Annotated in this window: 6 protein-coding genes; all 6 read left to right on the top strand. The window is 36.2% G+C overall.

What is annotated here, in order from left to right; genetic code table 11:
* Window positions 1–11 precede the first annotated feature (11 nt).
* The 6 genes from E4O01_RS09970 (at window position 12) to E4O01_RS09945 (ending at window position 12,782) form a co-directional block, all read left to right on the top strand.
* On the top strand, window positions 12–308 hold the full coding sequence (locus E4O01_RS09970) for a hypothetical protein (protein WP_253719251.1): 297 nt from the start codon (window positions 12–14) through the stop codon (window positions 306–308).
* Window positions 309–568: 260 nt separating this feature from the next.
* On the top strand, window positions 569–1,270 hold the full coding sequence (locus tag E4O01_RS09965; protein ID WP_253719249.1) for a hypothetical protein: 702 nt from the start codon (window positions 569–571) through the stop codon (window positions 1,268–1,270).
* A gap of 66 nt (window positions 1,271–1,336) precedes the next feature.
* Window positions 1,337–10,960, top strand: coding sequence for a toxin TcdB middle/N-terminal domain-containing protein (locus E4O01_RS09960; protein ID WP_253719247.1), 9,624 nt, complete (start codon window positions 1,337–1,339; stop codon window positions 10,958–10,960).
* Window positions 10,926–11,417 carry a hypothetical protein gene (locus E4O01_RS09955; RefSeq protein ID WP_029410921.1) on the top strand — a complete coding sequence of 164 codons (492 nt, stop codon included), beginning with the start codon at window positions 10,926–10,928 and terminating at the stop codon, window positions 11,415–11,417. Before E4O01_RS09960 ends, E4O01_RS09955 begins: the two co-directional genes overlap by 35 nt.
* Before the next feature lie 74 nt (window positions 11,418–11,491).
* Window positions 11,492–11,983 carry a hypothetical protein gene (locus E4O01_RS09950; protein WP_253719246.1) on the top strand — a complete coding sequence of 164 codons (492 nt, stop codon included), beginning with the start codon at window positions 11,492–11,494 and terminating at the stop codon, window positions 11,981–11,983.
* A 94-nt stretch (window positions 11,984–12,077) separates the two neighbouring features.
* Window positions 12,078–12,782, top strand: coding sequence for a hypothetical protein (locus E4O01_RS09945; RefSeq protein WP_253719244.1), 705 nt, complete (start codon window positions 12,078–12,080; stop codon window positions 12,780–12,782).
* Window positions 12,783–12,813 lie beyond the last annotated feature (31 nt).

The following is a 12,813-nucleotide window of genomic DNA, read 5'->3' as shown; positions in this document are numbered from 1 at the left end:
TAGTTTTTGCTATGAAAACAAAATTTTGCATTTATTCACAAACCAACTATCTCTCTCGGACAGCGATTGCAAGGGAGCAAAAGCAATTTATAAAAATTGCTTTTGCTGTACATCTTTCCGCAGTAATTTCTGCGGAAAGATACCGAAGCGAAAGCGGAGCCCTGAAAAGCGCGGTGCTGACACTTGTGTACTTTTACATAATTATGATAGTACACAAGTGTCAGCAGTCCGCCGCTCAAAGGAGCTTACGCCCCTTTGAGCTTCGAGTTTTTTGCCATTCGGCAAAACATCGGGGATTAAACTTTTAAATTTACTAAACCGCCCTACTGACAGGACTTTTGAAAATAGACATGTTGGATGCAAGGAGAGAGAAAAAATTAACCGCAGACGTACTATATGTACGTTGAGGATTAATTTTTTTGAAGCGACGCCGCAGACGGCGTGTATATTTTCAAAAGAGGTTGGTCATCTACATAGTACCATACCTACACCGAGAAAAAGAAAAAAAGCTGAGTAGAAGAGAAAGACTATTAAGGCTATATAAAAAATACATAGAAGGAGATAAAGAATGAAGAAACTAAGAAAAATATTTATGATAATTTTAGTGTTTATATTGACAGGCTGTGTTAATCCGCATAATCCCATGTATGAAGGAGAAAGCGGGATTTTTGAAGCAGGAAATGAGATTGAAGAAAATGAAGAAGGAGGAGGAACAAATCCATTTGAAGATAAGCTCTTTAAAAAGGAAGGGGAAAAGATCATATTAAAAACAAACAACTTAAAATACTGGGGAGTACGCGGTTATACGCTATGGAAATTTTTGGGAGAGGAAATAGATAAAAAAGAGCCGAGCATAAAGGTTATAAAACAAGAAGGGGCAAGTGAAGCCGGATACGGATTAGTGTGTTATAGTACAAAAACTGAAGCGGGACAGAAAAAGTATAGTATGCTTGTAATATTGATACATACTGACGGAAAATATTCTGTAGGATATGTAGTAGACGGGTTATACAAACACATAGAGTGGAAAAAACAAAGTGAAAAATTAAATAAAGGGTATGGAGTAGAAAACATAATAAGCGTAAAGAAAGAAGGAAAAAAAATAGAAATATATTTTAACGATGAAAAGTATTCAGGAAATCCGTCATATACGATAAACGATTCAAGCGAATATTTACTGGGGGAAGGGGAAGCCGGGTTAATAGGAGTAGTTTCGGCAAAGGATAAGTTTCCTGATGATTTTGTTTGGATAGAATACAAAGTGAAGTAAATATTTAAAATAGGTAAAAAAAAGATTTTAAATAAAACCTTATAAAAGAAGAGGAGATAAAAGTAAATGAAAAAGATAATGGAAGGAATAAAAGAAAAAGGTGTTTCGATAATATTGTTTATAGTATATATGACGGTAGGAGTACTTCCTTTAAACCTATATGCCGAAGGAGCAAGCGGAGAGCGGATAAAAATAAATAACTCTATCTTATTGGCAAGCAAGGTAATAGGAAAAGAAGGGGGCATAATTGAAGGGGAAGGAGTAAGGTTTGAAGTACCAATAGGAGCCTTGGAAAAGGAAGTTGAAATAAAGATAAGCAGGTTAATAAGAGTAGAAGAAGGGGAAGTAAAAAACGTAACGGCAGGACTGGGCGGATACAGATTTGAGCCTAGCGGGATAAGATTTAAAAAAGAGTGCCTTGTAAAGATAGCATATGATGAGCGTATCGAAGAAGAATATGCACAAGAGATATATACGTATTATTATAATAAAAGAAAGAAAGCATGGGAAGCGTTAAAAAGGAAGGGCGTAGATGTAGAAAAAAAGGTAATAGAGTCTTACACAAATCATTTTACGGACATGATAAACGGGACATTAAGCTTACCTGAATCACCTAGCCCTGTAAACATAAACTTAAACAGCATAAAAGAACTAAAAGCCGCGGATGCAGCAGGGGGGATAGAAAGAATAGAAGGATTAAAGGGGGTAAGTGAAGGAAGTGCCTCATTTAACATGAAACTGCAATTACCCGGCGGAGTAAGAGGGTTTACACCTGAGTTGGCGGTAAGCTATTCAAGCGGAAGCGGGTATGGGTTATTGGGCAAAGGCTTTAGTTTAAGCGGAATAGAAAGCATAAGTATAGATACAAGATTAGGCTTACCTGAATATAACGGCAAAGACACGTATATAATAAACGGAACAAAAGTAAAATATGAGGGAGGGAAGTGGAAAGAAGAGAGAAAACAAAGGTATGCAGCAATAAAAAACGAATGGGCAGAAAGGAAGGGAAGCGAAAACTATTTTGAGATAAGAGAAAAAGACGGAAGTGTTAAAATATATGGGCTAAGGAATTGGAGCGGAATAAGTGAAGGTAAAAAATATATATATTACTTGGATGAGATAAGGGACAGCTTTGGGAACATAATAGAATATAACTATGAAAATGGAAAAAGCGTAGAAGGGGAAGAGGTAGTATTAAAGGAAATAGTGTATGGGAAAGAAAGAGAGAGGCGAATAAAGATAGAGTATGAGGGAAGAGAGGATGTAAGAGTAGAGGGAAGGGGAAGATATTTAAAGAAAGAAAGTAAAAGAATAAGAGAGATAAGAAGTGAAGTTAAAGGAGAGGAAGTAAAGACATATAAATTTAATTATAAAGAAAACACATTTTTAGAAAGTTTATTAGAGAGCATAGAAGTAAGAGGAAGCGGAAAGGAAGAAGGAGTATACGCATATAGGTTTGAATACGAGGATGCACAGAGCGAAGGGGATGGTGGAATAAAAGTATTTGGCGATACGGAAGAATGGGAGAAAAGCGGAAGCATATCGGAGAGTGTACATATATCAGGCGGCGGTTCAGGTAGTATTGGAGTTGGAGTAAATATAGAAAATTCGGTATCGATAAGTGGAGGAATGACCGGTTCAGGGGGTGTAGGTCGTGGTTATAGTAAAAAGAATTTTGTAGATTTGACGGGAGACGGAGTAGCGGATATAGTAGAATGGGAAAAAGGAAAATTAAAATTATATGAAGCTAGAAGAGAAGAAAACGGTAAACTAACATATGCAGAAAGAAAAGGCTTTGATTTTAGAGCCTTACAAGGAACTTTTTTAAGTGAAAATGAGGATAACAGTTGGAGTATAGGAGGCAGAGTCGATATAACTGTTGCCGGGGTAGGAGCTAATGTCGGAGTAACAAAACAAGGAAGTTTAGGCGAAAATAAGGCAGAGTTTACGGATGTAAATAGGGACGGCTTTATAGACTTTGTATCGAACGGGAAATATTATGAAAATAATGAAGGGAAAGGCTTTAAAGCGGGAATAGGCTTTAAGGGAGCAAAGAATGCAAAGATAAAAATGAGTGAAGCTGAAAAAAAAGAAATGGAAAAGGCTCATTATTTTCAGGAAGGGATAAAGGCATGGAGAAGTCCTGTAAGCGGAATAGTTCTTATAAATATAGATGTAAAAAGAAAAGATAAGACAAAATTATGTGTGTATAGAAGTAAAAGAGGAGATGACAGTGAAAAGCTTTGTGAATGTCTGGAGAATAAAACCTATGAGATTGAAACGGATGTAAAAAGAGGTGAGTACATATATTTTGTAAGTGAAACAGAAAATAAGGTTGAAATAGGGGCGGGAATAGAAGCAGAAATAAGAGTTGAATATAAAAAATACATGAGAGATGAATTACTTGGAAGAAATATACAGTACCTTTTTCCAAATAAAACGTATAGCACACCTGAAAAAGAAATCATAAATTTATATGATAAAAATGAAGAATCTATACAATATGAAGATGAAGAAGGGAATACACATAAAGGAGAAAGAACTTTTTGGAGTTTAAAGAGTAATTATCTTTCATTGATAGATGAGAATGCAATCGAAAAAGCACTTGCTTTAAGATATTACGGATATATAGGCCGTGAAATAAAAAAAGAAGAGTTTGAAAAGTTGTATGAAAAATACGGGGATAAAAGCGATATTGAAAATATAATAAAATATGACGGAGGATTTAAAGAGTATATACACACAGGAGACAGGACCGGACATTTAAATCAACATGTAATGAATCGATTTATATCACAGGCAGATAATCAAACTTTAAAAAAACTAACAGGGTATGAAAAAAGCGAAAAATTAAGGTATCCTTTATTTTATGGTAATGGAGATAAATATTATCGGGATATATTAAAGGTAGCGGAGAATAAGGAGCGGAAAGAAGGAAATGGCGGATATGAATCGGAAGAAAACATATTGATAGGAAGGCTTAGAGGGAAAGAATACAAGATAAAAAAAGAAGGGGAATATAAATTATATGAACAGGGAATAAAAAATGAGGAAGCTGAAGTAATTTTAGATAAGAAAACTAAAGACATAAAAGTATTATTGAAGAGGAAAGAAGAAGCGGGATATGAATCGTATATAAGGTTAATTAATAAAAATATAGGATGTGTAATAAGCGAAAAAGAGTATGAGAGAGGAATAGTTGAAGTAATACAAAAAGATTTGGATTATGGAATAAACCGTATAGAAAGATTAAATAGTGAAGTTTATGAAATAATAAAAGGAACAGTTGTTTATAGACAGGGAAAATATGTAAGAGTAAAAGAATTATATGAAAAAGATGGGGACGGATATAAGATAAGATCTGATGCAGGAAAAGAAAGTAAAAAGGTAATAATTGAAGCTCTTATTGATGCAAGAAAAAAAGATAAGCTATATGTAAGTGAAAGGAAAAAAGGGGAAGGAAAAAGAATAAGAGAAATAAGCATTATAACGGAAGAGGAAGCAGAAAGAATAGGGAAAGAATATTTTGAAAGAATTGAAGCCGGTGATGAGCAAAGATATCAAATAAAAAAAGACATTTCACCAGAAGAGAAAGAGAAGTTAAAAAAAAGTTTAAAAATATATGAAGGGTTTAAATATGATTTTGCATATTTTGAGTATAACAAAGAAAAAAAAGAGTATAAAACAAAAAGAGAAAACCTTGTAAAAGAGGAAGTAAAAAACTTTTTAGAATATTTGGAAAGTTATTATTATGAAAAAGTAGAACTTATAGTAGAGTATCCTTCAAGCAGTTTATATCCTGTAAAAAACGGAGAGATAGAAGTTGCCAAGATAAAAGGCGGAGACCTTGTTATAGAATATGAAGAAATAAAAAAATATGAAGGGAATGAAAACTACAAAAGCGGAATATATGAGGGTGAAAAAGGGGAGGATAATATAAGCCTGTATGAAAGGCTTTATGGAGGAGCAAATCTGTGGTACTACGGATTATATTCAAGGTATGGAGCACAAAGCTTTAGTGAAAACGAACTTGTTAAACAGAATACTCATGAAGGTAAAAGTAAAGAGGATATAAAAAAAGAAAAAGAAGGAGTAGAAAAGGAAGTAAAAAAAGAGAAGGAGAACTCGGGAGAGGGAAAAGATATAAAAGATGAAGTTAATAAAAAAATAGATGGAGAAAAACTAGGCGGATATATTTCCGTACAAACATATAAAGCATTGACAGCAAAAAACGAAAAAGCTCCCGAAAGAGAGAGCAATACGGATTTTGAATTTAAAGATAATAGCTTAATAGGATCTGTTTCGACACATGTAAAAAACGGATTTGATAGAGAAGGGGAAATAAAAAGTGAAGTAAAACATTATGCTGCCTATATTGATGATAATCTAATTTACACAAGCAGGATAACCGGTTCTTCTTATAAAGATCTTCCTTGGGTAAAAGAACAAGGAGGAGAACTCTCATTTGCATTAAGTAAAACGGAAAGCGAAAGTTTTGACAAAAATATAGGAGTATCAGGAGGTTCTTTAAGCGGCAGTATAGGATTTAACTCAGGTACAAGTGAACAAACACAAGGGTATCAGGATATAAACGGAGACGGGTATCCTGACATATTAAAAACGGAAAACGGATATCTTTCGGTTCAGTATGGGCAGGATAACCTAAAGTTCGAAAAAGAAAGTATTTTGACCGGAGTTGGTTTAAGCTCAAATACTAATTCGTCAAAAGTTATAGGTTCAGGAGTAGGTCTTTCAGGTTCTTTAAAAGCTGTAAGAGACAGTAAGGGGAAGATAAAAAACATAACGGTATCCCCTTCAGGGGATACGCCCTACGGTATTTCCGCTAACATCGGAGTTAATTATTCGAATGGTAATCAAAGTCAGCTTGGAGGTTTAATAGATGTAAACGGAGACGGGCTTCCCGATTATAAAAGTGAAGGAGAGACAAAATTAAACATAGGAGAGGAATTTAAAAAAGCCGGAGCATGGAATAATTTGTGTATATCTTTCGGAAATGTAGAAGGAGGAGGCGGAAATATAGGAGGCGGTTTTAATGCTCCTTTTGGAATTGTTTATGGCGGAGGCAGCTTCGGAGTAAGTGCAAACATAAGCCGGAGTACAACGGAAGAAGTATTAACGGATATAAACGGAGACGGATTACCGGATAAATTAAGTACCGGAGAAAACGGCAGTTATAAAGTAAGGATAAATACCGGAAAAGGTTTTTCGGGGAAAGAAGCAAGTATTTATGTTAAAAAACCGCAAATACCTGAATATGCAGCCTTTTTTAAAGACAGCATAAATAAGATTGTGGGACAAACAGATAAAATACAAATTCCTTATAAACCTGAAAAGATAGCCGGAGATTTTATAACCGGTAAGATAGATGAAATTTTACAAATGCCTTCTTCTCTTGAATTTAACACAAGCCGAAGTATAGGTGTATCGGGAAGTCTTTCAGGACAGATAGGATTTCCGATATGGAGCCCTCCTACAGTCTCATTAATATTTAACTTTTCAGGCGGAGGTAACGGAAACTACAGCGAGTCTGAGGTAAGCTTAAGATTATTCGACATAGACGGAGATGGATTAATAGACAGAGTGTTTAACATAGGAGGAGATAATAAACTTTACGTCCAGCGTAACCTTTTAGGCAAGGTAGGCTTACTTAAAAAAATAAAGTTACCCCAAGGCGGAAGCTACGAATTAAAATATGAGAGGGTAGGAAACACGGTAGAGCTTCCCCAAAGTAAATACGTATTAACTGAAGTAACTGCAAAATCGGGATTAAAAAGTAAAACAGGCAATGAACAAGAGTATACAACCCATTACACTTACGATGACGGTTATTATAACAGAATAGAAAAAGAATTCTACGGCTTTAAAACGGTAAGAAGTAAAAACGCCGTAGGCACGGTAACCGAAACGGAATATTATATCGACTCTTACTACCGCAAAGGCATGGTAAAACGCGAGATGGTAAAAAATGGAAACATAGTATACTCAATAAAAGAATACGAGATAGACACAGCACCCCATGCGAGAATAAAAAAAGAAGTAAACACAATACGAGAAAACTACAACGAAATAAAAACAGAAAGCGAATACGAGTACGACAAATACGGCAACGTAACAAAACTCTACGACAAGGGAGACGTCACAAATACAAACGACGACATAATAGCCGAGATAACGTACTGGAAAGGCGGAAACCAAGAAACATACTTTAAAGCATACCCCGAAAAAATACAGGTCTTACACGGAAAGACCGGAACTCTTTTGCGTAAAAGGGAGGGTGCATACGACAGTAAAACAGGCGCCTTAACGGAATTAAAACAATACACATCTCATGGAGCATATCTTGTAAACCGCATAGAATGGACGGCTGAAGGGAACATAAAAGCAGTAACAAGCCCGACAGGTAAAAGAGCGGAATACAAATACCTTGACGGCATATATCCTATCGAAATAAAAGAAATAAGCTCTAAAGGGGAAGCGCCTTACACAAGCGAAATAGAATGGGATCGTATTTTAGGAGTAAAACTAAAAGAAACCGATGGTGCAAACAACACCATGAGTTATAAATATGACAACTTTGGGCGAGTAACCGAGGTGAGAAGTCCCTACGATTATGAAAGAGATAAAAACAACGGAAAAATAATCAAAGCCGGAGAAACCCCTTACGCAAAATATGAATATCACACACCGGCCGATTCCTTTTGGTACACCGTAACCGAAAACAAAATAAGCACCGAAGCCGAAGATAGCAATGTCATGAAAACAATAGTCCTTCACGACGGTTTAGGAAGAATAAGCTACACGGCAAAAGAGGGGGAAGTGTACGTAGACGGAACCGATGAGCAAACACAAACAGGCTGGAATATTTCAAGTGCAATAAACTATGATGAAGCAGGACGAAAGATAGAAGAAGGAATGCCCTTCTTTTACGGAGGCAACTTAGAACAAGAACTGGTAAATAAAAACTCTTATCAAGCCCTTGAAGCGTTTTATGAACTAAACGATTTTACAAAGATAAGAAACGGAACAAAATACGAGTATGACGATATTGACCGAAACATATTAACGGTTTTGCCAGACGGGAACACACAAAAAACCGAATACTCGATAGACGCTTCGCTTCAAATAACAAGGGCAACCGACCCGAAAGAAAACATAAGCATAAGCAAAAAAGATGCAAGAGGAAACATTAGGGAAGTAGAGAGGCAGGATAAAAACAACACTCTTCTTACCAAAGCCCGATACGAATACTCTGTACTAGGAGAAATGCTAAAAGCCTACGATGCTAAAGACAACCTATTGGCAGTAAACTACGATATGCTCGGACGGCGGATAAGTTTAGAAAGCAAGGACACGGGCAAAAAAGAATGGATGTACAACGATAAAGGAAGACTTCAAGCGGAAACCGATTCGGTATTAAAAAACAAGGCAGCCGAAATAAGATACGAGTATGACGGCTTTGACCGCATAATAAAGACAGACTATCCTTTTAGCCGGGACATAGAATATAAATACGGAGCGCCGGGACAAAATGGAGCGGGACAAATAGTCTACAAAAAAGATGAGACGGGAGAAACGCATTATAGTTACGGAAACTTAAACGAGGTAATAAAAGAAACAAGAACGATAAACCGCTATGGAGCGGGAACTAATCCTGAAACAGCCTCTTTTGAATACCGCTCGGACTATCTTGGGCGAATGCAGAGTATGAAATACCCTGACGGAGAAACCATAACCTACACCTATGATAAAGGCGGACAGTTAAAGGGAGTGAGCGGCGTAAAAACCTCGTCAAAGGGAACGGCTGAATACTCTTACGTAGATAAAATCATTTATGACGAACACGCACAAAGAGTTTACATACGCTACGGAAACGGAGTAGAAACAAGATACAAATACGATGAGAAGCGGCGTTGGTTAGATACAATAGAAACAAAGAATAACCAAACTCAAGACGTCTTTCAAAAAATAAAGTACTCATTCGACCCTGTCGGAAACGTCCTAGGCTATAATAATGATGCAAGTACTTATGAAACAAAACAGGAATATAAATACGACAACCTGTACCAGCTTATAAGCGTAGAAGGAACAAGTAACCAATACAAGGGTAAAAAGAGCTTCGGTATGACACCGGTAAGTGTTGCAAAATATAAACAAACATTCAGCTTTGACGCTATAGGCAACATGACCAATAAAATAAGCACCACAAACATACACGGCTCTCAAGGCAACTCCTACCCCAAGGCTGAGCTTGATTACAGCCTTGACTATGAGTATGACCCGGCTTATGCTCATCGGCTAATCCATGCAGGTACCCGATACTACCGCTATGACGCCAACGGCAACATCACTGCCGAAAAAGACGGACCCTTTACGGATGAAGAAGAATTTACCTTTACATACTCCTATTTTGAAAATGAAGACGTTTATGGCGCAGACTACGGCTTCGGGCTTGACGCTCCTAAAGAAACGGAACAAACAAACCCGCAAGACCTCTTTGCATATAGACGTAACTACACCTGGAACGAGCGGAACCTCTTAATAAAATCAAGCGACCGCAACTTTACCGTGCACTATCGCTACGGAGACGACGGACAAAGAGCGCTTAAATACACTGACGAGGGAAGAAGTGAAACGCTGTACTTTAATAACTTCTTTACGATACATATCCCAACGCAAGACCAGAATAACCCGCAAGGTTTACGGGTGCATAAACACATCTTTGTGGGAAACTCAAGATTAGTAACTGCGATGACGCATACCGACAACCACGGCGACAATGAAGAGCAGAAAGCAAAACGCTACTACTACCACAGTGACCACTTAGGAAGCGCCCAATTTGTAACAGACTGGAACGGCAGACAATACGAACATATCGAGTATACGCCCTACGGAGAGCTTTGGATAGAAGAGGTAGCTGCAGGATTAGATAAATTACCGTTTAGATTTACGGGTAAAGAGCTTGACGAAGAGACTGGGTTGTACTACTATGGAGCACGTTATTTAGACCCGAAGTATTCACGGTGGTTAAGCGGGGATCCGGCATTAAATGATTACATTCCGCAAGCCCCGGTAAATGATGATGCTAAGAAACATAATGAAAACCTGCCGGGCATGGGAGGTATATACAACACGGTAAACTTACATGTGTATCATTATGCCGGAAATAACCCGGTGAAGTATATTGACCCGGATGGGAGATTAACAGCTGACGAGGAAACAGCAAAAAAAATCGAAAACTTAGGAAAAAATGCACCAGGTAAATTAATTGACGAAATTCTTTTAAAATTAAAAGAAGATGGATGGACAATTGTAACCAATGAAGAAAAAAAAGAAGTGCATGATGATCTTAAAGGTTCTGCCAGCAATGACAATAAAGATATGATGGTATCGATTGATAGTAAGTCAATAACGATTAAAAAAGATTTTACTGAGGAGGAAAAGGATCAAATAGAATTAAATAAAAAAATTGATGCAATACCTAATAATAGTAAATATAAGAGATCTGCAGATAAATTTAAAAGAGATGTTAAACCGAAGGATATTACTTTAACAATGATAATATTTAAAGTTAACCCATATGATTTTGAAAAAAAAGAAATCGTAGGAAAATATAAGGAATATATTGATATCGATAATGATGGTAATATTGATGGTTACAGATATAAATAATATGGGAGATAAAAAAGTGAGAAAGAAATTTAGTTTGCTATTAATTGTTGTGTTAGGATTTATGATGGTTTCATGTTCTACATTTCCCCAAAGAAAAAAATATGAAAGTTTAAAGAAATACATGAAGTCGTACGGATGGTCAGAAGTTAATTATAATCCTGACTTTTCTGATATTATTGAAACTGTATATTATCTTGTATATCAAGAGCCTTTAAAACGTGGAGTAATATCCTGTCATTACTATGAAGTTGATAATGTTACTTTACGTCTTATAAGTGATAAAAGCAAACCTGATGATCCAAACTTTATGTTATGGTTTTATATAATGTATGAAGGTAAAAGACATTATTTTATGAAAATAAATTATATGTTAGAATTTGTTGATACATATACTTCTGACTTATATGATATCAATGGTAATTTTATAAGGGAAGAGACACGTAAAATATTTTATTAAATTGTTGTATAAAATAGAATATGCAATTTGATAATATTTTTACAAAAATTTATTGAATTGAGATAAATGATGAAATGAAAGTAGAGGTTTGCATTTATTCACAACCCAACTATCTCCCCCGGACAGCGATTGAAAGGGAGCAAAAGCAATTTATCAAAATTGCTTTTGCTGTACATCTTTCCGCAGTAATTTCTGCGGAAAGATACCGAAGCGATAGCGTAGCCCTGAAAAGCGCGGTGCTGACACTTGTGTACTTTTACATAATTATGATAGTGCACAAGTGTCAGCAGTCCGCCGCTCAAAGCTGCTCACGCACCTTTGAGCTTCGAGTTTTGCCATTCGGCAAAACATCGGGGGCTAAACTTTTAAATTTTATAAGCTGCCACTTATCGGAGGTTTTTCCGCTTACGGTAGGAAGCGGAAAAACAATGGCTTTTGAAAATAGGCGAGGTAAGGACCAGGAGATAGGCAAAAAAGTACCGCAGGCGTATCGGGTATACGTCGAGGACACTTTTTTGCCGTGCGACGCAGTAATTGCCCGCATATTTTCAAAAGAGTCTACATAGTGCCGTATTTACATCGAGAAAGAGAGAAAAAGATGGGTAAGAAAGAGAGGCTATTAAGGTTATATAAAAAATACATAGAAGGAGAAGATAAAGAATGAAAAAAATAAAGAAGGTGATAATCTTAATTATAATATTTGTGATAACAGGCTGCGTTAATCCTTATAACCGGATAAGGGATGGAGAAAGCGGGATTTTTGAAGAAGGTAATGATCTTGAAGGAAATGAAGATGAAGAGGGAGGAACAAATCCATTTGAAGATAAACTGTTTATAAAAGAAGGAGAAAAAATAATATTAAAAACAAACAATGCAAAATATTGGGGAGTTAGGGGCTATACGTTATGGAAATTTTTAGGAAAAGAAATAAATAAAAAAGAGCCGAGTATAAAAGTAGTAAAAAAAGAAGGAGCAAGCGAAGCAGGATACGGATTAGTATGCTACAGCACAAAGACGGAGGCAGGGCAGAAAAAATATAGAATGCTCGTGATTTTAATACATGTAGACGGGAAGTATTCTATAGGATACGTAGTAAACGGCTTATACAAACACATAGAGTGGAAAAAACAAAGTGAAAAGTTAAATAAAGGCTATGGAGTAGAAAACATAATAAGCGTAAAGAAAGAAGGAAAAAAAATAGAAATATATTTTAACGATGAAAAGTATTCAGGAAATCCGTCATATACGATAAACGATTCAAGTGAATATTTACTTGGAGAAGGGGAAGCCGGGTTAATAGGAGTAGTTTCGGCAAAGGATAAGTTTCCTGATGATTTTGTTTGGATAGAATACAAGGTAAAGTAAAGGATTTTAAATAAAGTCTTATAAAAAGAGT

This window comes from Treponema sp. OMZ 790 (assembly GCF_024181285.1).
Classification (GTDB): Bacteria; Spirochaetota; Spirochaetia; order Treponematales; family Treponemataceae; genus Treponema_B.
This window is presented reverse-complemented; position numbering and strand designations above follow the sequence as displayed.

Coding starts and splice junctions, on each gene's coding strand:
- E4O01_RS09970 (WP_253719251.1), top strand. CDS start 12: ATGAAAACAAAATTTTGCATTTATTCACAAACCAACTATCTCTCTCGG.
- E4O01_RS09965 (WP_253719249.1), top strand. CDS start 569: ATGAAGAAACTAAGAAAAATATTTATGATAATTTTAGTGTTTATATTG.
- E4O01_RS09960 (WP_253719247.1), top strand. CDS start 1,337: ATGAAAAAGATAATGGAAGGAATAAAAGAAAAAGGTGTTTCGATAATA.
- E4O01_RS09955 (WP_029410921.1), top strand. CDS start 10,926: ATGATGGTAATATTGATGGTTACAGATATAAATAATATGGGAGATAAA.
- E4O01_RS09950 (WP_253719246.1), top strand. CDS start 11,492: ATGAAAGTAGAGGTTTGCATTTATTCACAACCCAACTATCTCCCCCGG.
- E4O01_RS09945 (WP_253719244.1), top strand. CDS start 12,078: ATGAAAAAAATAAAGAAGGTGATAATCTTAATTATAATATTTGTGATA.